Origin of the sequence: Pseudomonas anatoliensis, assembly GCF_017976235.1 — a bacterium.
Classification (GTDB): domain Bacteria; phylum Pseudomonadota; class Gammaproteobacteria; order Pseudomonadales; family Pseudomonadaceae; genus Aquipseudomonas; species Aquipseudomonas anatoliensis.
Genome location: NZ_JACVHC010000002.1, coordinates 603,268 through 623,189 on the forward strand (window position 1 = coordinate 603,268; position 19,922 = coordinate 623,189).

A 19,922-nucleotide genomic window follows, 5' to 3' on the forward strand; every position below is an offset into this window, starting at 1 on the left:
CCATGCCCTGATTAAAGTTTCTATTTTTATTATATGAATCGTGCAATAACGTGATAATCCGTTCAAACATCAAAGGACTTGTGCGCTGTGAGCATCAATCTCCCGCTACCACTGCTCGGCGAAATGGCGATTTTCGTCAAGGTCGTGGAGACCGGCAGCTTTTCTGAGGCCGCGCGCCAGCTCGGTTCATCTCCGTCGGCGGTCAGTCGCAGCATTTCTCGGCTGGAAAAGGCTCTGGCTACGCGGCTTTTACAGCGCACTACGCGCAAATTGCGGCTGAGTGACGGCGGGGAAGAGGTGTTCAAGCGTTGTCAGGAGATGGTCAGCGCCGCCAAATCGGTGATGGAGATCAGCGGCCAGTTCACCCATGAAGCCGAGGGCCTGATACGCGTCAGTGTGCCGAAGGCGGTGGGGCGTTTCGTGATTCATCCGCACATGCCCGAGTTTCTGCGGCGTTATCCCAAGGTCGATGTAGAGTTGTTGCTGGAAGACCGGCAGGTCGATCTGATTGACGATCATGTCGATCTGGCGATCCGCATCACGGATCGGCCACCGGCCGGGCTGGTCGGGCGGCAACTGCTGACCATCGATCATTTGCTCTGCGCTTCCCCGCAATACCTGGCCGAGCACGGTACGCCAACGCATCCCCACGATTTGCTCAATCACAGCTGCATTTATCTGGGCGAAACCCCAAGCGATGCGCGCTGGAAATTCAAAAAGGGCACCAAAGCAGTGACGGTGGGGGTGCGCGGTCGCTATGCCGCCAATCACACCGGCGTGCGCTTGGGTGCGGTGTTACAGCACATCGGTATAGGCAGCCTGCCGTATTTCACCGCGCGCTATGCGCTGGAGCAGAAGTTGGTGGTGCAGGTGCTGCCAGACTGGGCGTTCCTGGCTTCATACCATGGTGGGCTGTGGTTGCTGCATTCGCCCACGCGCTATCTGCCGCCGAAGTTGCGGGTGTTTATCGACTATCTGGTGGAGTGTCTGGAGAAAGAGCCGACCTTGAGCAAGCCGGGGAAGCCGGGTGGGGTGGTTAACGCAGCGATGGCGTATGAGTTACCGGAAAGCGAGGGGTTGTTGTAGCGTAAAAGCAAAAGATCGCAGCCTTCGGCAGCTCCTACATGGGAACGTATTCTCCTGTAGGAGCTGCCGAAGGCTGCGATCTTTTGATCTTCAGCAGATAAAAATCAGTGCTTGCTGTCCTGAGCGGACATCGCCATCAGCTGTTTTTCCTGATTCCAGTCGAACGGCTCATCGTTCTGTTCAGCCTCGAAGCGACGTTCTTCCAGAGCCTGATACATGTCGATCTCTTCATCGGACAGGTAGTGCAGGCAATCGCCAGCAAAGAACCACAGCAGATCGCGCGGGATCAGGTGGGCAATTTGCGGATAACGGCTAATCACTTGAGTCAGGATGTCCTGCCCCAGGTATTGGCTTTCGATCGGTTCGATCGGCAGTGACGCGAGCAATTCGTCGAAGCGCTCCAGGAACAAGGCATGGCTTTCTTCGGGAACCTGTTCGGCCTCACCTACGGCGACCAGAATACTGCGCAGATGGTCGAGTAACACAAGATGATCGGCAACGACGTTGGACACGAGATAAGTCCTCAAGAGCAAAACGGGCGCAGGAGTATAAAGCTCCTGCGCCCTTTTTTCACGGGTAACGGTCAGGCGGTTGCGGCGATCAGCGCACTTTGCTCTCTGCCAGCTCCAGTTCCTCTTTGTCGAAGTCATCGACATCGATCACCTTGCGCCGTGCTGCTTCGGCATCGCGCAGGCTCTGCGCTTCAAGCGGTTGCAACACACCTGCTTCCAGCGCCGCATCAATGGCGTGTTCGCCCGCCACCGGTTTGACCTGGCCGCTTTTCAACGAAGTGTGCAGTTTTTTGTGCAGTGGCTGCGCGGCATTCAGCAGATCGCTGGCGTGTTGCAGCGCACCGACAGCATCGTCCGCCGATTGCGGGCGATAGCAGCCGGCAAGCAGTTCTTCCAGCGCCGGATCACCTTTGGCGCGGCCGATGACACCTGCCACTTCGGCACCGAGTTTGTCCGACGGGCCTTTATGACGACGACCGAACGGGAACACGATCACGCGCAACAGGCAGCCGAAGACCTTGTTCGGGAAGTTGCTCAGCAGTTCATCCAGCGCTCGTTCCGACTGGCCGAGGCTTTCTTCCATGGCCCATCTGAACAACGGCTCCATGTAGGCCGGCGAATCCAGATCGTGATAACGCTTGAGCGCAGCGGAAGCCAGATACAGATTGCTCAATACATCACCCAGACGTGCCGACAGGCGTTCGCGACGTTTCAGTTCGCCGCCCAGCAGCATCATGCTGAAGTCGGCGAGCATGGCGAACGCAGCCGCCTGACGATTGAGTGCACGGAAGTAGCCCTGACTGATCTTGTCGCCCGGTGCTTTTTCGAAATGACCGAAGCCCAGGTTCAGAACCAGCGTACTGGCGGCATTGCTCACGGCGAAGCCGATGTGTTTGAGCAGCAGGCCATCGAATTCTTTCAGTGCCTGATCCTTGTCCTCGCGACCCGCCAGAGCCATTTCCTTGAGCACGAACGGATGGCAGCGAATCGCACCCTGGCCGAAGATCATCAGGTTGCGCGAGAGAATGTTCGCGCCTTCCACAGTGATGAAGATCGGTGCACCGTTCCAGCTGCGTCCCAGGTAATTGTTCGGGCCCATGATGATCGCTTTGCCGCCGTGTACATCCATGGCGTGGCTGATGCATTCGCGACCGCGTTCGGTGAGGTGATACTTGAGGATCGCTGACAGCACCGAAGGTTTCTCGCCCAGATCCACCGCGTTGGCGGTGAGCATCCGCGCGGCGTCCATCATCCACGCGTTACCGCCGATGCGCGCCAGCGCTTCCTGAATACCTTCGAATGCCGACAGCGGCACGTTGAATTGCTCACGAATCTGCGCGTACTGGCCGGTTACCAGGCTGGTGAACTTGGCTGCGCCGGTGCCCACTGCCGGCAGCGAGATAGAACGGCCGACCGACAGGCAGTTCATCAGCATCATCCAGCCTTTGCCGAGCATTTCCTGACCGCCGATGAGGAAGTCCAGCGGGATGAACACGTCTTTGCCCGAGTTCGGCCCGTTCATGAACGCGGCGCCAAGTGGCAGGTGACGACGACCGATTTCCACGCCCGCCGTGTCGGTTGGGATAAGCGCCAGGCTGATACCGAGGTCGGTCTTGTCGCCCAGCAGGTGATCCGGGTCATAAGCCTTGAACGCGAGGCCGAGCAGGGTGGCTACCGGGCCGAGGGTGATGTAGCGCTTTTCCCAGTTCAGGCGCAGACCGAGAACTTCCTCGCCTTCCCATTGGCCTTTGCAGATGATCCCGGTGTCGGGCATCGCGCCAGCGTCGGAACCGGCCAGTGGTCCGGTGAGGGCGAAGCAAGGAATGTCGTCGCCACGGGCCAACCGTGGCAAGTAGTGATTACGTTGTTCATCGGTGCCGTAATGCAGCAGCAATTCGGCCGGGCCGAGGGAGTTGGGCACCATCACGGTGGAAGCGAGGTCGCCGCTGCGCGTGGCGAGTTTCATGGCCACTTGCGAGTGGGCATAAGCCGAAAAGCCTTTGCCGCCGAATTCCTTGGGAATAATCAGGGCGAAGAAGCCGTGCTCCTTGATGTGCGTCCAGGCTTCTGGCGGCAGGTCCATCGACTGGCCGATCTGCCAGTCCGTGACCATTGCGCAGAGTTCTTCGGTCGGGCCATCAATGAACGCCTGTTCTTCTTCGCTCAATTGAACCTTGGGATAGGCCAGCAATTTGTCCCAGTCCGGACGACCACTGAACAGCTCGCCATCCCACCAAACGGTGCCAGCATCGATCGCGTCGCGTTCGGTCTGCGACATCGGCGGCAGGGTTTTCTGGAACCAGTTGAACAGCGGCGCGCTGAAATGCTTGCGGCGCAGATCGGGCAACAGCAAAGGTGCTGCAACGACCGCCAATACGACCCAGAGCACCAGCAGCAGCAAGCCTGGCGCGTGGCCGAAAATCCCCATTGCCAAAAGGTAGACGGCAACGATGCCCAGCGCGGGCAGCGGGGCGATGCGCCGGTGGGCGAGGTACGCCACACCAATGATCAAAACCAGTATCCACAACAACAGCATATTTCAGTCCTCCGTGAACCAAGGCAAATCGACCCTCCACAGCTTAGACGGCATCTGCGAAACCGGGTGGTCAGAGCAAGGTGATTGAAATCGTGGGAAACCCCGGATGGTTTTCGTAGGTTCGGTGGGCAACACGTGTGGGAAATCGTTCGCTTATTCCGCGCCTTTGCGTCCAAGTTTGGCCGAAACGTCGTTATCTCTGTGCTTGAGCTGTCGCTAGACTCGAGGCTCACCCAGGAGATCTGTCGTCATGCGCGAGTATCTGAGTTCCGGCCGCTTCATCGATAGTGACCACCCGGCGGTGGTGGAGTTCGCCGAACGACATCGTGGTGTCAGCCGCGATCCGCGTGAGCAGGCGATCAGCCTTTATTACGCCGTGCGCGAGGCAGTGCGTTACAACCCCTACACCTTCAGCCGTGACCCGCAAACTTTGTGCGGCAGCTATGCGCTGGCAGCGGGGGAGAGCTATTGCGTACCCAAAGCCACGCTGCTTGCCGGTTGCGCACGCCATTGCGGTATTCCTGCGCGCATCGGGCTGGCCGATGTCAGAAATCACCTGTCGACCCCGCGTTTGCTTGAATTGCTGAAAAGCGATGTGTTCGCCATGCACGGCTACACGGAGCTGTTTCTGAACGGTCGCTGGGTCAAGGCGACCCCGGCGTTCAACCAGCAACTCTGCGAGATGTTCAACGTCGCACCGCTGGAATTCGACGGCATCAATGACAGTGTTTTCCACCCGTTCAACCGTGACGGCGCGCAACTGATGGAGTATCTGGTCGATCATGGCCAGTTCACTGATGTGCCGGAAACCTTCTTCTTCGAACACCTGGAAAAATGCTATCCGCACCTGTTCGGCGATCATCAGCCGCAACTGTTGGGTGACATGCACAGTGATGTAAGCCGTCTCTGATCCGGCGTATGCTGCCTGCCCACTCATGTGCAAAGAGGCGGTCATGCTGAAGATCTGGGGACGGAAAAACTCATCGAATGTCAGGAAGCCACTGTGGGCTGCCGAGGAATTGGGCCTGGCTTACGAGGCGATTGATGCCGGTGGCGCATTTGGCGTCGTCGACACGCCCGAGTATCGGGCGATGAACCCGAATGGTCGGGTGCCGGTGATCGAAGATGACGGTTTCGTGCTGTGGGAATCCAACGTCATCGTCCGTTATCTGCTGGCAAAACATGCACCGAACAGCGCGTGGTACTCCGCCGATCCGCGAGCCCGCGCTGTCGCCGACAAGTGGATGGACTGGACCACTTCGAGTTTTGCCGGCCCCTTCCGCACCGTGTTCTGGGGCGTGGTGCGCACCCCGGCCGAGCAGCAGGACTGGCCAGCCATTCGCGCCGCAATCAAGGAATGCACCGAGTTGCTGGCCATGGCCGATCAGGCCCTCGCCGACCAAGCTTACTTGTCCGGTGACGAAATCGGCATGGGCGATATCCCGCTCGGCAGTTTCATTTATGCCTGGTTCGAGATGCCCATCGAGCGTGCGCCGCAGCCTCATCTGCAAGCCTGGTACGAGCGCCTGAAGCAGCGTCCGGCGTACCGCAAAGCAGTTATGACCGCGTTGACTTAATACCTACTATCGACACGCTTGACTGTACTTGTGCGGCGGCGGCACGCACCATTGCGCTCTTGCGCCGCGGTTGAATTCGCCGTCGCGCGCCCTTATTCAGTTCTTTCTTCCCTTCACCATGGTGCGTAAATCAGATATGAGTTCCGCTCTGTCCATCCGGCAGCTAACCAAAACCTACGGCAACGGGTTCCAGGCCTTGAGTGGTATCGATCTGGACGTCGCCGAAGGTGACTTTTTCGCCTTGCTCGGCCCTAACGGCGCCGGCAAATCCACGACCATCGGCATTCTTTCGACCCTGGTGAACAAGACCAGCGGCACGGTGAATATCTTCGGTCATGACCTGGACAAGAATCCTGCGCAGCTCAAGCGCTCGATTGGCGTGGTGCCCCAGGAATTCAACTTCAACCAGTTCGAAAAGACTTTCGACATCGTCGTGACCCAGGCCGGTTACTACGGCATTCCTGCGAAGATCGCCAAGGAACGCGCCGAGCAGTACCTGACCCAGCTCGGTCTGTGGGACAAGCGCGATGTGCCGTCGCGTTCGCTGTCCGGCGGTATGAAGCGGCGGCTTATGATTGCCCGCGCGCTGGTGCATGAGCCGCGTCTGCTGATCCTTGACGAACCGACTGCCGGAGTCGACATCGAGCTGCGCCGTTCGATGTGGACGTTCCTCACCGAACTGAATGAGAAAGGCATCACCATCATCCTCACCACGCACTATCTGGAAGAGGCCGAGCAACTGTGCCGCAACATCGGCATCATCGACCACGGCACCATTGTCGAGAACACCAGCATGCGTCAGCTGCTCGGTCAGTTGCACGTGGAAACCTTCCTGCTCGACCTCAAGGGTGATCTGGCTGCCGCACCGCAACTGGTCGGGTATCCGGCTCGTCTGGTGGATGCGCACACGCTGGAAGTCCAGGTCGACAAATCGATGGGCATTACCGCACTGTTCGGCCAATTGGCGTTGCAGAACATCGAAGTGCTGAGCCTGCGTAACAAAACCAATCGCCTTGAGGAGTTGTTCGTGTCCCTGGTGGAGAAGAATCTGTCGAAGGTGGCGGTATGAGTTCCGAGTTACGTCCAAACCTCGTCGCCCTCCAGACCATCGTTTACCGCGAGGTCAAACGCTTCACGCGGATCTGGCCGCAGACGCTGCTGCCGCCGGCGATCACCATGGTTTTGTACTTCGTGATCTTCGGCAACCTGATCGGTCGGCAGATCGGCGAGATGGGCGGCTTCACTTATATGGAGTACATCGTGCCAGGGCTGATCATGATGTCGGTGATCACCAACTCCTATGGCAACGTGGTCTCGAGCTTCTTCGGCAGCAAATTCCAGCGCTCGATTGAAGAGCTGATGGTATCGCCGGTGTCGCCGCACACCATTCTGATCGGCTACACCTGCGGCGGCGTGTTGCGCGGTTTGATGGTCGGGGTGATCGTGACCATCCTGTCGCTGTTCTTTACTGATTTGCAGGTGCATCACCTGGGTGTGACCATTCTGGTGGTGGTGCTGACGGCGACGATTTTCTCGCTGCTGGGCTTCATCAACGCCGTGTTTGCGCGCAACTTCGATGATATTTCGATTATCCCGACCTTCGTGCTGACACCCCTGACGTATCTGGGTGGCGTGTTCTACTCGATCACCCTGCTGCCACCGTTCTGGCAGACCGTGTCGATGGCTAACCCGGTGTTGCACATGGTCAATGCGTTCCGTTACGGCATTCTCGGAGTGTCGGATATCCGCATCGGCATCGCGATCACGTTCATGCTGGTGGCGACGGTGGTGCTGTATATCGGCTGTGCGCGGTTGCTGGTGAGTGGGCGCGGGATGCGCACGTAATACGCACATGTAGGAGCTGCCGAAGGCTGCGATCTTTTGATCTGGCTTTTAAAGGCAAGATCAAAGGATCGCAGCCTTCGGCAGCTCCTACAGTGGGATTGTTGTCAGTTCAGGCAACACAAAAAACGGCCTCCATTGCGGAGGCCGTTTTGCATTCAGGACATGCGTTTTTTCTTGCGCCGCGCCCATTGCCGGGACACCCACCAGCGCCAGTACATCATCACGCCGAAATAGGCGATGACGCCAAGCACCAGTCCGACCACGACCGAGCCCAGCAAAAACGGTTGCCACAGCGTCGACAGTTCACCGCTGATCCATTCCCAGGTCAGCTCATCCGGCAAGTGCCGCGCCGGCACGTCCATCAACCAGGCGCCGGTCTGATAGGTGCAGAAAAACACCGCCGGCATGGTGATCGGATTGGTCAGCCACACCAGGCTGACGGCAATCGGCATGTTGCCTCGCACTACCACGGCCAGTGCCGCGGCAACCAGCATCTGAGCGGGAATCGGCAGGAAAGCGGCGAACAGCCCAACCGCCATCGCTCGGGCCACCGAGTGGCGATTGAGGTGCCAGAGGTTTGGGTCATGCAGCAACTTGCCGAGAAAGCGTAAGGATTTGTGTTCCCTGATGCTCGTCGGGTCGGGCATGTAACGTTTGAATAAGCGCCGGGGCATAAGGCTTCTCGGTCGGTTAAGGCGGCAAGTATGTCTGGATTCCATGAACGGCCCATTCAGACTTTGTGACAATTGTTGACGGCGGTCGTGCCAAATACCCGCTATGCCTAAGTTCGGGACTCTCAAGGACGGGCTTATGCGCACAGGGATGATGGCGCTGGCAGTCGGTTTGCTTGCTGCGATATTTATGCCGGCGTTACCGCCGGTCTGGTTGATGGTGTTGCTGGCGGTCGTGGCTTTGATGTTGTTGCCGTTTCGCAGCTACCCATTGGCTTTTCTGCTTTTTGGTTTCACCTGGGCTTGCGTCAGCGCGCATTGGGCGTTGCAGGATCGCTTGCCGGTGGCGCTGGATGGCGAAACCCGTTGGCTCGAAGGGCGGGTAGTCGGGTTGCCGCAAACCAGCGACGGCGTGGTTCGTTTCGAATTGGCGGACGCCCATTCGCGCCACGGCAAACTGCCGTCACTGATGCGCCTGGCCTGGTACGCCGGGCCGCCGGTCAACAGCGGCGAACGCTGGCGCCTGGCGGTCAAGCTCAAGCGCCCAAACGGGTTACTCAATCCGGACGCCTTTGATTACGAAGCCTGGCTACTCGCACAACGCATCGGTGCCACGGGCACGATCAAGGAGGGTCAGTGTCTTGGCGAAGCGCGATGGGCGTGGCGCGACGGCATTCGTCAGCGCTTGCTGGCGGTCGACGCGCAGGGCCGGGGTGGGGCGCTGGCGGCGCTGGTGCTGGGCGATGGCTCGGGCCTGAGTCGCGAGGATTGGCAGATTTTGCAGGACACCGGCACCGTGCATTTGCTGGTGATTTCCGGCCAGCACATTGGAATGCTGGCGGCGGTGATGTACTTGCTGGTCGCCGGGCTGGCCCGATATGGTCTGTGGCCGCTGCGGTGGCCGTGGCTGCCTTGGGCCTGTGGCCTGGCCTTCGCCGCGGCACTCGGTTACGGGTTACTCGCCGGATTTGATGTGCCGGTGCGACGGGCCTGCGTGATGGTCGGGCTGGTACTGTTGTGGCGTCTGCGCTTTCGCCATCTCGGCGCCTGGTGGCCACTGTTGCTGGCGTTCAATGGCGTGCTGTTGCTGGATCCGCTGGCCAGTCTGCGCCCCGGTTTCTGGTTGTCATTTGCGGCGGTGGCGGTGCTGATCTTCACCTTTGGCGGGCGTCTCGGGGCATGGCGCTGGTGGCAGACCTGGACGCGGGCGCAATGGTTGATCGCGATTGGTCTCTGCCCGATGTTGTTGGCGCTGAATCTGCCGATCAGCCTCAGTGGGCCGTTGGCGAATTTGCTGGCGGTGCCTTGGGTCAGTCTGGTGGTACTGCCCCCGGCATTGCTCGGGACGCTGTTGTTGCCAGTGCCGTATGTCGGCGAAGGGTTGTTGTGGTTGGCGGGTGGTTTGATCGACTGGCTGTTCCAAGGCTTGGCGCTGATCGCCGGGCAGTGGCCAGCGTGGATTGCGCCGTCGCTTCCCCCGTGGGCGTTGGCTATCGGCAGTCTCGGTGCCGTGCTGTTGTTGCTACCGCGGGGCGTACCGCTGCGTCCGTTGGGCTGGCCATTATTGTTGATTCTGGTCGTGCCGCCACGGGAGCGGCTGGACGCCGGACTGGCCGATGTCTGGCAACTTGATGTCGGCCAAGGCCTGGCGATTCTGATACGTACGCGTCATCACGCGCTGCTCTACGACGCCGGGCCGCGGTTTCGCGATTTCGATCTTGGCGAGCGTGTTGTCCTGCCGGCCCTGCGCAAACTGAATGTCGAGACACTGGACCTGATGCTGCTCAGCCATGCCGACGCCGATCATGCCGGTGGTGCTTTGGCCGTTGCGCGCCGTTTGCAGGTGAAGCAAGTCATCAGCGGCGATCCGCCGGGGCTGCCAGCCGAACTCAACGCGCAGGCGTGTGAAAGTGGCCAGCAGTGGCAGTGGGACGGTGTCAGTTTTCAACTCTGGCAATGGGCGGACGCTCACGACAGCAATCAGCGCTCCTGCGTGTTGCAGATCGAGGCCAATGGCGAGCGCCTGCTGCTGACCGGCGATATTGATGCACACGCTGAACGAGTTTTGCTGCAAAGCCCTCTGAACGTAACCACTCAATGGCTGCAAGCCCCGCACCACGGCAGCCGCAGTTCTTCATCCATGGCATTGCTCAAAGCGCTGAAACCCAATGCCGTTTTGATATCCCGTGGCCAGGGCAACTCGTTCGGCCATCCGCATCCGATTGTCATGGCGCGTTATCTACAGCAGGGCCTGCGTATCTACGACAGCGCCGAGCACGGTGCCATTCATCTGCAACTGGGCGCGTTCAAACCACCGTGGACAATGCGCCAGTACCCGCGTTTCTGGCGTGAACCGCCGCTGTCCTCCCATTGAGCGGGGCAAGCGTGAAGGCGACATCACGGTCGTCGGAGCGGCGGGTCTTAATCGCGAACCGGTATGGTAAAGTGGCGCACTTTTTCGAGGGGACTGTCACTGTGTGGGAATTGGTCAAATCCGGCGGCTGGATGATGCTGCCGATCATTCTGAGTTCCATCGCGGCCATGGCGATTGTCGCCGAGCGCCTGTGGACCCTGCGCGCCAGTCGCGTCACCCCCGAGCACTTGTTGGGCCAGGTCTGGGTCTGGATCAAGGACAAGCAGCTCAATAAAGAAAAACTCAAGGAGTTGCGCGCCAATTCGCCGCTGGGAGAAATCCTCGCCGCAGGCCTGGCCAACTCCAAGCATGGTCGCGAGATCATGAAAGAGTGCATCGAAGAGGCCGCTGCCCGGGTCATTCACGAGCTCGAACGCTACATCAATGCACTCGGCACCATTGCTGCCATGGCGCCGTTGCTGGGTTTGCTCGGCACCGTGCTGGGCATGATCGACATTTTCAGCGCATTCACCGGTTCCGGCATGACCACCAACGCCTCGGTTCTGGCCGGTGGTATCTCCAAAGCGCTGATCACCACGGCTGCGGGCCTGATGGTCGGTATTCCGGCCGTGTTCTTCCACCGTTTCCTGCAACGCCGCATCGATGAACTGGTGGTGGGCATGGAGCAGGAAGCGATCAAACTGGTTGAAGTGGTGCAGGGCGACCGTGACGTCGACCTGGCTGAGGGCCGCGCGTGAAATTCCGTCGCAAGCCCCGGGAAACCGTAGACATCAACCTCGCGTCGCTGATCGACGTGGTGTTCATCCTCCTGCTGTTTTTCGTCGTGACCACCACATTTACTCGCGAAACCCAATTGCGCGTGGATCTGCCGGAAGCGGTCAGCGGCTCGCCGGCCGAAGATCAGCAACTCAAGCAACTGGATATTGCCATCAGCGCCGAAGGCGTGTTTTCGGTGAATAACAAGATTCTGCCGAAAAACGATCTGGCGACGCTGATGGAAGCCATGCAGAAGGAATCCAACGGCGATACCAACATGCCGTTGTCGATCAGTGCTGATGGCAAGGCTCAGCATCAATCAGTGATCACCGCCATGGACGCGGCCGGCAAGCTCGGTTTCAGCCATCTGCGCATGACCACGGTCGAGGCGGCGCCTAAATCCTGATGAGCCTGTCCGATCGTTTGCTCGCCGCGTGGTATCAGGGGCACCCGGCCCTGACGCTGTTGCGGCCACTGGAAATGCTTTATCGGCGCGTCGTCATCGGCAAGCGCCAGCGTTTTCTCGACGGTGAAGGCGAAATCTATCAGCCGCCGGTGCCATTGATTGTGGTGGGCAACATCACGGTCGGCGGCACCGGCAAGACGCCGATGATTCTCTGGTTGATCGAGCATTGTCGCCGCAGCGGTTTGCGCGTCGGCGTGGTCAGTCGTGGTTACGGCGCCAAACCGCCGCAGTTGCCCTGGCGAGTCGAGGCCGATCAAAGCGCCGACATTGCTGGCGACGAACCATTGCTGATCGTGCAACGAACCGGCGTGCCGCTGATGATCGACCCCAATCGCAGCGGCGCCGTCAGAGCCTTGTGCGCCAGTGAACCGCTGGATCTGATCCTCTCCGACGACGGCATGCAGCACTACCGCCTGGCGCGGGATCTGGAGCTGGTGCTGATCGACGCTGCTCGTGGCCTGGGCAATAAACGCTGCTTGCCGGCAGGTCCGTTGCGCGAGCCGATCGAACGTCTGCAAAGCGTTGACGGTGTGCTGTTCAACGGTGCCACCGAGGACCGCGACGACGGTTTCGCTTTCCGCCTGCAACCCACCGCGCTGATTAATCTGCGCAGTGGCGAACGCAAGCCGCTCGATCATTTTCCGGCCGGTCAGGCGCTGCATGCAGTGGCCGGGATCGGTAATCCGCAACGTTTCTTCAATACCCTCAAAGCGCTAGACTGGCGACCAGTCCCCCATGCGTTTGCCGATCACGCCGAGTACAGCGTGCAGGCCTTGAATTTCACACCGTCATTGCCGTTGGTGATGACTGAAAAGGACGCGGTGAAGTGCCGAGCCTTCGCGGCTGCCGACTGGTGGTATCTGGCGGTCGATGCCGTGCCGTCGCCGGCCTTCGTGGCCTGGTTCGACACACAGCTGATGCGCCTGATGCCGGATCGTCTTTTGCCTTAACTCTTTTATCCAGGGAATGTTCATGGACACCAAATTGCTCGACATCCTCGCGTGCCCTATCTGCAAAGGCCCGCTCAAGCTCAGCGCCGACAAGACCGAACTGATCAGCAAGGGCGCCGGCCTGGCGTACCCGATCCGTGACGGCATCCCGGTAATGCTCGAAAGTGAAGCCCGCACCCTGACCACCGATGAGCGTCTGGATAAATGACCACTGCCTTCACCGTTGTCATCCCGTCGCGTTACGCGTCGACCCGGCTGCCGGGTAAACCGCTGCTGGACATTGCCGGCAAGCCGATGATCCAGCACGTCTGGGAACAGGCGAGCAAAAGCAGCGCCACTCGTGTGGTAGTGGCAACCGACGATCCGCGCATCGTCGAGGCCTGCAAAAGCTTTGGCGCCGAAGTGGTGCTGACCCGTGAAGATCACAACTCCGGCACCGATCGTCTTGCCGAAGTCGCGGCGAAACTGGGCCTTGAGCCTGACGCGATCGTGGTCAACGTGCAGGGCGACGAGCCGCTGATTCCGCCAAGCGTGATCGATCAGGTCGCCGCCAACCTCGCGGCCCACACTGAAGCGCGCATGGCCACGCTGGCCGAGCCGATCGAAGACGTGGAAACCCTGTTCAACCCGAACGTGGTCAAGGTCGTCAGCGACCTTAATGGTCTGGCGCTGACCTTCAGCCGTGCAACCTTGCCGTGGGCGCGCGATGCGTTTGCCAAGAGCCGCGAGCAATTGCCTGATGGCGTGCCGTATCGTCGCCACATCGGCATTTATGCCTACCGCACCGGGTTCCTCCAGGACTTCGTCAGTTGGGGCCCGTGCTGGCTGGAAAACACTGAATCGCTGGAGCAACTGCGTGCCCTGTGGCACGGCGTGCGGATTCATGTCGCCGACGCACTGATCGCGCCGCCAACCGGCGTTGACACAGTCGAAGACCTCGAGCGCGTTCGTCGCCTGCTGGAGGCCTGATGCGGGTTTTGTTTGTGTGCCTGGGCAACATTTGCCGGTCACCCACCGCCGAAGGCGTGTTGCGCCGCAAACTGCGTGAAGCGGGGCTGGCGGATCAGGTCGAAGTGGCCTCCGCCGGCACCGGTGACTGGCACGTTGGCAACTCGCCGGACAAACGCAGCCAGGCTGCGGCCAAGGTGCGCGGCTATGATTTGTCAGCGCAACGCGCGCAGCAAGTCAGCCGTGCCGATTTCGCCAGTTACGATTTGATCCTGGCCATGGACAACAGCAACCTGCGCAACCTCAAGGCGCTGCAACCGTCCACTGGCAAGGCCGAGCTGGATCTGTTCCTGCGTCGTTATGCCGGTGTCGTCGATGAAGTGCCGGACCCGTATTACGACGGCGACCAGGGTTTCGAGCAGGTGCTGGATCTGATCGAAGCGGCCTGTGACCAACTGCTGATCGAAGTGAAGGGCCGGTTATGAGTCTGCTGGTGCAACCCCGGGTTTCCCTGAAACCGTTCAACAGTTTTGGCGTGGACGTTCACGCGCAGCTGTTCGCCGAAGCCCACTGCGACGCCGATGTCCGCGAAGCGCTGGCGTATGCCGAGTCTCACGATGTGCCTTTGCTGGTAATCGGTGGCGGCAGCAACCTGCTGCTGACCGCTGACATAAAGGCGCTGGTGCTGCGCATGGCCACGCGCGGTATCCGCGTGATCAGCGATGACGGCAGTCGCGTGGTGATCGAAGCCGAAGCGGGCGAGCCGTGGCATCCCTTTGTGCAGCACACGTTGGCGCAGGGTTTTTCCGGACTGGAAAATCTCAGCCTGATCCCTGGCACGGTTGGCGCTGCGCCGATGCAAAACATCGGTGCGTACGGCGTCGAGATCAAGGATGTATTCGCCGGGCTCACCGCGCTGGATCGCCAGACGGGCGAACTGCGCGATTTCAGTCTGGAAGAATGCAACTTCGCCTACCGTGACAGTGTGTTCAAGCAGCAACCGGGGCGTTGGCTGATTCTGCGCGTGCGTTTTACGCTCGACCGCGTCGCGCATCTGCATCTGGAATACGGCCCGGTGCGTCAGCGCCTGACCGAGCAGGGCATCGAGCAACCGACGCCCACTGACGTCAGCCGCGCAATCTGCAGCATCCGCAGTGAAAAACTGCCGGACCCGGCAGTGCTCGGCAATGCCGGCAGCTTCTTCAAGAATCCGTTGGTGCCGGCATCGCTGGTCGCGCAGATCAAGGCGCAGCATCCGGATCTGGTGGCCTACGCCCAACCGGACGGGCAGATGAAACTCGCCGCCGGTTGGCTGATCGAACGCGCCGGCTGGAAGGGTTTCCGTGAGGCCGATGCCGGTGTACATAAATTGCAGGCGCTGGTGCTGGTCAACTACGGCGCGGCGACCGGCCTGCAGTTGCTCGACTTGGCGCAGCGTATTCAGAAAGACATTAGCGAACGTTTCAATGTCGAACTGGAAATGGAGCCCAATCGCTATTGAAGCTACGCTTGCTGAGCGTCATCCAAAGCCCTGCACTGATTAAAAAGTGCAGGGCTTTTTTGTTAATGCTGGGTTAACTTAGCGAGCTAACGATGCTGTTCATTTGCTCCACCAAAGGCCCGGTGCAGACCTTCCCGTCGGCACAAGAGAGCCCATTAGCCTGAGTCGATCTGCGCGAACCCACCGCTGACTTTCCGGCGGCAGATTGCTCGACCCCATAACCTCCAAAAATATGCGGGCGTGCCCATGATTACCCTGAAACTCAATGGCCAAGACCATCCACTCGATGTCACCGAAGACATGCCGCTGTTGTGGGCGATTCGTGATGTCGCCGGTTACAACGGCACCAAATTCGGTTGCGGCATGGGCCTGTGCGGCGCGTGCACAATTCATATCGATGGTTTGCCGGCGCGCAGTTGCATCACGCCGATCGGCTCGGTAGTCGGCCAGAACGTCACCACTATCGACAACCTGCACGCTGACCCGGTCGGGCAAGTCGTCCAGCAAGCCTGGCTCGACAGCGCTGTGGCCCAGTGCGGTTTTTGTCAGGGCGGGCAGATCATGTCGGCCACGGCGTTGCTCAAAACCAATCCAAACCCGAGCGACGAGCAGATCGAAGAGGCCATGGTCGGCAACATTTGCCGCTGCGGCACCTATAACCGGATCAAAACCGCGATTCGCCAGGCTTCCACCCACCTGAAGGAGGCCAAGGCATGAGTCGCCTGCCGAATGATTTCGCCCTGAGCAATCTCAGTCGCCGTGGCTTCCTTAAAGGCGCAACCGCCACTGGTGCATTGGTGCTGGCGGCGAGCTGGGGTTGGCAGGATGCGTTCGCCGAAGACAAGCCGAAGCAGTTCGGTGCCGATGGCATGCCCAACGGCTGGATCGATGATCCGAAGGTCTACGTCAGCATCACCAGCGACGGCACGGTTACTGTCGTGTGCAACCGCTCCGAGATGGGCCAGGGCGTGCGCACCAGTCTGACCATGGTTGTCGCCGACGAACTGGAAGCTGATTGGGCGCACGTCAAAGTGCAGCAGGCGCCGGGCGATGAGATGCGTTTCGGCAATCAGGACACCGACGGTTCGCGCAGCATGCGTCACTGGTACGAGCCGATGCGCCGTTGCGGCGCGGCAGCCCGTACGATGCTTGAGCAAGCGGCGGCCGCGCAATGGAAAGTGCCGGTGGGCGAATGCCATGCGCAATTGCACAAAGTCATTCACAAGCCGTCCGGGCGTGAGCTGGGTTATGGCGAGCTCGCCGCTGCGGCCAGTGCGTTGGCGGTACCGGCGCGCGACAGTCTGCGCCTCAAGCAGCCGTCGGAATTTCGCTATATCGGCAAGGAAGGCAGCAAAGCCATCGACGGTGACGACATCGTCAAAGGCCGCGCGGTATACGGCGCCGACGTGCATTTCGACGGCATGCTGTACGCGACCATCGCCCGTCCGGCGGTGTACGGCGGCAAGGTCAAATCACTGGATGACAGCGCGGCGCTGAAAGTGCCCGGCGTGCTAAAAGTCATGCAGATCGAAGGCCGTCCACTGCCTTCGGAGTTTCAACCATTAGGCGGAGTGGCCGTGGTTGCCAGTAACACCTGGGCGGCCATCAAGGGCCGCGAGGCGCTGAAGATCGAGTGGGACGATGGCCCGAACGCCAGTTACGACTCGATCGCTTATCGCAAGGAACTGGAAGCCGCGTCGCTGAAGCCTGGCAAAGTGGTGCGCAACACCGGCGATATCGACAAGGCGCTGAGCAGTGCTGCCAGCACCTTGGAAGCCTCTTATTATTTGCCGCATCTGGCGCAGGCACCGATGGAACCGATGGTGGCCATCGCCCGTTTCAACAACGGCGTTTGCGAGGCATGGGCGCCGAGCCAGGCACCACAGGTGACGCGTGAGCGCATCGCCGAGCGCCTGGGGCTGCCATTCGATAACGTCACCGTCAATGTGACGCTGCTGGGTGGTGGTTTCGGGCGCAAGTCGAAACCGGACTTCGTCATTGAAGCGGCCATCCTCGCCAAGGAGTTTCCTGGCAAGGCAGTGCGGGTGCAGTGGACGCGCGAGGACGACGTGCACAACTCGTATTTCCATACCGTGTCCGCCGAATACCTGAAGGCGGGCGTGGGCAAGGACGGCATGCCGTCCGGCTGGTTGCATCGCACCGTGGCGCCGAGCATCACCGCGCTGTTTGCGCCGGGCATGAACCATGAAGCGGCGTTCGAACTGGGCATGGGCTTCACCAACATGGCCTACGCAATTCCCAATGTGCGTCTGGAAAACCCGGAAGCGAGGGTGCACACGCGGGTCGGCTGGTATCGCTCGGTGTCGAACATTCCTCATGGTTTCGCGATCCAGAGTTTCGTCGATGAACTGGCGCACAAGGCCGGTGTGGATCCACTCAAATATCAGATCAAGCTGCTTGGCCCGGACCGGCAGATCGATCCGCGCACCTTGAGCGAAGAGTGGAACTACGGCGAATCCCCTGAGCGTTATCCGATCGACACCGGTCGTATGCGCGCCGTGCTGGAAACCGCGGCCAAGGCAGCCGGTTGGGGTCGTCAACTGCCAAAGGGTCGTGGCCTGGGGCTGGCAGTGCATTACAGCTTCGTCACTTACGTGGCGGCGGTGATTGAAGTCGAGGTCAAGGACGATGGCACGCTGATCGTGCACAAGGCCGACATCGCCGTGGATTGCGGGCCGCAGATCAATCCTGAACGTATTCGCTCGCAGTTCGAAGGCGCTTGCGTGATGGGCCTGGGTAACGCCGTGCTGGGTGAAATCAGTTTCAAGGACGGCAAGGTCCAGCAGGACAATTTCCATATGTACGAAGTGGCGCGCATGTCGCTGGCGCCGAAGGAAGTTGCCGTGCATCTGGTCACACCACCGGGCGATGTGTCGTTGGGCGGCGTCGGTGAGCCGGGCGTACCGCCAATTGCGCCGGCACTGTGCAATGCGATCTTCGCCGCAACCGGCAAACGCATCCGCAACCTGCCGGTGCGTTATCAGTTGCAGGGCTGGCAGAAGGCACGAGCCTGATGGACAGCGTTGATCTGAATGTCCTGCGCAGCGTGCTCGAATGGCGCCGCGCCGGCCAGCGAGTGGTGCTGTTCAGCGTGGTGCAGACCTGGGGCACGGCGCCGCGGTCGCCCGGCGCCATGCTCGCCTTGCGCGAGGATGGCGTGGTAATTGGCTCGGTGTCCGGCGGCTGTGTCGAGGATGACTTGATCGCCCGGCTGCACGACGGGCGCATTGCTACCGACGGGCCACCGGTGCAACTGATCACCTATGGCGTCACGCGTGAAGAGGCGGCGCGGTTCGGCCTGCCTTGTGGTGGAACGTTGCGCCTGACAGAAGAGCGGGTCGGCGACCCGGCGTGGGTCGCCGAACTGCTTGCGCGATGTGAAGCCCACGAGATCGTTGCCCGTGAGTTGAACATTGAAACGGGTGAAGTGGTGTTGGCGCCCGCGAGCAAATCCGACTCGCTGGCGTTCGATGGCAAAACCCTGCGCGCGATTTACGGCCCGCGCTGGCGTCTGCTGTTGATCGGCGCCGGGCAATTGTCGCGATATGTCGCGGACATGGCGCGGCTGCTGGATTTCGAGGTGCTGATCTGCGATCCGCGCACCGAGTTCGTCTATGGTTGGGAAGAACAACATGGTCGTTTTGTACCGGGTATGCCGGACGATGCGGTGCTGAGCATCCAGACCGACGAGCGCACGGCGATTGTCGCGCTGACTCACGACCCGCGGCTGGACGACATGGCGTTGCTCACCGCGCTCGATTCGCCGGCCTTTTATGTCGGCGCACTGGGTTCGCGGGTCAACAGTCAGAAACGCCGGGAGAATCTGGCTCAGCTAGGCTTGTCAGTAGAGGCGATCAAGCGTTTGCACGGGCCGATCGGTTTGCACATCGGCAGTCACTCGCCGGCGGAAATTGCCTTGTCCTTGTTGGCAGAGATCGTGGCGATCAAGAACGGCGTCGAGTTGAAACAGAAGAAGTCAGTGGAGGGCGCATGAGTCATTCCATCGCGGTGATCGTATTGGCAGCAGGCGAGGGCAGCCGCTTTCGCCAAGTGGCAGGCGCGGACAAGGACAAGTTGCTGGCCGATTGCACTGGTCGTGATGGCGCCGTGCGTTCGGTGATCGAGCAAGTGCTGGTGAACCTGCCGGCCAGTCTCGACAAGCGCGTGCTGGTGACGACTGAAGCACGGCCGCAGGCGATGCGCATGGCGCAGGCTTATGGCTGTGAAGTGGTCTTGATCGAGTCTACCGGCATGGGCGACAGCATTGCCGCGGGCGTGGCGGCTTGTCCGGATGTTGATGGCTGGCTGATCGTGCTGGGGGATATGCCGTTTATCTTGCCGTCGAGTATCGAGCGGGTGGTGGCGGCGATGGCGAACGATGCGGTGAGTGTGCCGGTGCAGGATGGCGAGTTTGGGCATCCAGTGGGGTTTGGACGTTCGTTTGGTTCGGGGTTGCTGGCGTTGAGCGGTGATCGCGGGGCCAGGCCCTTGTTCAAGCAGGGAAGGGTCGTTGAGGTGACGGTGGATGATCCCGGGGTGTTGTGGGATATCGATGTGCCTGAGGCTTTGGTATTTAAGTAACAGCAAAGTCAAAAGATCGCAGCCTTCGGCAGCTCCTACAGGGGATCGCATTCCAGATATTGATCATACCCACGCTCTAAATGGGAACGATCATGTAA

General features: G+C 60.2%; 20 protein-coding genes. 17 read left to right on the plus strand and 3 right to left on the minus strand.

All coding sequences use genetic code 11. From position 1 onward, the window contains the following. Window positions 1-87 precede the first annotated feature (87 nt). Complete coding sequence (locus ICA16_RS08085) at window positions 88-1,086, plus strand: LysR family transcriptional regulator (RefSeq protein WP_210700364.1); 999 nt, start codon at window positions 88-90, stop codon at window positions 1,084-1,086. A gap of 104 nt (window positions 1,087-1,190) precedes the next feature. On the opposite strand, the gene ICA16_RS08090 is transcribed toward ICA16_RS08085, so the two are convergent. Next, the gene (locus ICA16_RS08090; protein ID WP_150605208.1) at window positions 1,191-1,598 is read right to left on the minus strand and encodes a PA2817 family protein; all 408 of its coding nucleotides are present in this window, start codon (window positions 1,596-1,598) and stop codon (window positions 1,191-1,193) included. A gap of 88 nt (window positions 1,599-1,686) precedes the next feature. Beyond that, window positions 1,687-4,134 carry an acyl-CoA dehydrogenase gene (locus ICA16_RS08095; RefSeq protein WP_210700365.1) on the minus strand — a complete coding sequence of 816 codons (2,448 nt, stop codon included), beginning with the start codon at window positions 4,132-4,134 and terminating at the stop codon, window positions 1,687-1,689. Between the two features lie 250 nt (window positions 4,135-4,384). On the opposite strand from ICA16_RS08095, the gene ICA16_RS08100 reads away from it, so the two are divergent. From ICA16_RS08100 to ICA16_RS08115, 4 genes are all read left to right on the plus strand, one after another. Beyond that, entirely contained in the window at window positions 4,385-5,044 is a 660-nt protein-coding gene (locus ICA16_RS08100; RefSeq protein ID WP_210554038.1) for a transglutaminase-like domain-containing protein, read from the plus strand. A gap of 43 nt (window positions 5,045-5,087) precedes the next feature. Continuing rightward, a complete protein-coding gene (locus tag ICA16_RS08105) occupies window positions 5,088-5,711 on the plus strand; it encodes a glutathione S-transferase family protein (protein ID WP_210554037.1) in 624 nt (207 codons plus the stop codon). Window positions 5,712-5,847: 136 nt separating this feature from the next. After that, the gene (locus tag ICA16_RS08110) at window positions 5,848-6,780 is read left to right on the plus strand and encodes an ABC transporter ATP-binding protein (protein WP_150605212.1); all 933 of its coding nucleotides are present in this window, start codon (window positions 5,848-5,850) and stop codon (window positions 6,778-6,780) included. Next, on the plus strand, window positions 6,777-7,556 hold the full coding sequence (locus ICA16_RS08115; RefSeq protein ID WP_150605213.1) for an ABC transporter permease: 780 nt from the start codon (window positions 6,777-6,779) through the stop codon (window positions 7,554-7,556). The genes ICA16_RS08110 and ICA16_RS08115 overlap by 4 nt, the downstream gene beginning before the upstream one ends. 155 nt (window positions 7,557-7,711) lie before the next feature. Here the strand turns inward: ICA16_RS08115 and ICA16_RS08120 are convergent, their stop codons facing one another. After that, window positions 7,712-8,230: a DUF2062 domain-containing protein gene (locus ICA16_RS08120; RefSeq protein ID WP_150616030.1), complete on the minus strand. Its 519-nt coding sequence runs from the start codon at window positions 8,228-8,230 to the stop codon at window positions 7,712-7,714. Between the two features lie 136 nt (window positions 8,231-8,366). Between ICA16_RS08120 and ICA16_RS08125 the strand changes: the two genes are divergently transcribed. The 12 genes from ICA16_RS08125 to ICA16_RS08180 all read left to right on the plus strand — a co-directional run bounded on the left by ICA16_RS08125 (window position 8,367) and on the right by ICA16_RS08180 (window position 19,824). Next, window positions 8,367-10,601 carry a DNA internalization-related competence protein ComEC/Rec2 gene (locus ICA16_RS08125; RefSeq protein WP_210700366.1) on the plus strand — a complete coding sequence of 745 codons (2,235 nt, stop codon included), beginning with the start codon at window positions 8,367-8,369 and terminating at the stop codon, window positions 10,599-10,601. A gap of 101 nt (window positions 10,602-10,702) precedes the next feature. Then, window positions 10,703-11,338 (plus strand): MotA/TolQ/ExbB proton channel family protein, encoded by a 636-nt coding sequence (locus ICA16_RS08130; protein ID WP_042560451.1) that lies wholly within the window; start codon window positions 10,703-10,705, stop codon window positions 11,336-11,338. Then, window positions 11,335-11,763, plus strand: a complete 429-nt coding sequence (locus ICA16_RS08135; RefSeq protein ID WP_150605215.1) for an ExbD/TolR family protein — start codon at window positions 11,335-11,337, stop codon at window positions 11,761-11,763. Before ICA16_RS08130 ends, ICA16_RS08135 begins: the two co-directional genes overlap by 4 nt. Further along, window positions 11,763-12,773, plus strand: a complete 1,011-nt coding sequence (gene lpxK, locus ICA16_RS08140) for a tetraacyldisaccharide 4'-kinase (protein WP_210700367.1) — start codon at window positions 11,763-11,765, stop codon at window positions 12,771-12,773. Before ICA16_RS08135 ends, lpxK begins: the two co-directional genes overlap by 1 nt. A 22-nt stretch (window positions 12,774-12,795) precedes the next feature. Continuing rightward, window positions 12,796-12,981, plus strand: coding sequence for a Trm112 family protein (locus tag ICA16_RS08145; protein WP_003174668.1), 186 nt, complete (start codon window positions 12,796-12,798; stop codon window positions 12,979-12,981). Then, entirely contained in the window at window positions 12,978-13,742 is a 765-nt protein-coding gene (kdsB, locus tag ICA16_RS08150; protein ID WP_210700368.1) for a 3-deoxy-manno-octulosonate cytidylyltransferase, read from the plus strand. The genes ICA16_RS08145 and kdsB overlap by 4 nt, the downstream gene beginning before the upstream one ends. Then, entirely contained in the window at window positions 13,742-14,206 is a 465-nt protein-coding gene (locus tag ICA16_RS08155; RefSeq protein WP_150616026.1) for a low molecular weight protein-tyrosine-phosphatase, read from the plus strand. The genes kdsB and ICA16_RS08155 overlap by 1 nt, the downstream gene beginning before the upstream one ends. Continuing rightward, complete coding sequence (gene murB, locus ICA16_RS08160; protein WP_210700369.1) at window positions 14,203-15,222, plus strand: UDP-N-acetylmuramate dehydrogenase; 1,020 nt, start codon at window positions 14,203-14,205, stop codon at window positions 15,220-15,222. Before ICA16_RS08155 ends, murB begins: the two co-directional genes overlap by 4 nt. Before the next feature lie 246 nt (window positions 15,223-15,468). Then, complete coding sequence (locus ICA16_RS08165; RefSeq protein WP_123466814.1) at window positions 15,469-15,939, plus strand: (2Fe-2S)-binding protein; 471 nt, start codon at window positions 15,469-15,471, stop codon at window positions 15,937-15,939. Continuing rightward, the gene (locus tag ICA16_RS08170) at window positions 15,936-18,257 is read left to right on the plus strand and encodes a xanthine dehydrogenase family protein molybdopterin-binding subunit (RefSeq protein ID WP_210700370.1); all 2,322 of its coding nucleotides are present in this window, start codon (window positions 15,936-15,938) and stop codon (window positions 18,255-18,257) included. Before ICA16_RS08165 ends, ICA16_RS08170 begins: the two co-directional genes overlap by 4 nt. Continuing rightward, window positions 18,257-19,237: an XdhC family protein gene (locus ICA16_RS08175; RefSeq protein ID WP_150605221.1), complete on the plus strand. Its 981-nt coding sequence runs from the start codon at window positions 18,257-18,259 to the stop codon at window positions 19,235-19,237. Before ICA16_RS08170 ends, ICA16_RS08175 begins: the two co-directional genes overlap by 1 nt. After that, the gene (locus ICA16_RS08180; protein WP_210700371.1) at window positions 19,234-19,824 is read left to right on the plus strand and encodes a nucleotidyltransferase family protein; all 591 of its coding nucleotides are present in this window, start codon (window positions 19,234-19,236) and stop codon (window positions 19,822-19,824) included. The genes ICA16_RS08175 and ICA16_RS08180 overlap by 4 nt, the downstream gene beginning before the upstream one ends. Window positions 19,825-19,922 lie beyond the last annotated feature (98 nt).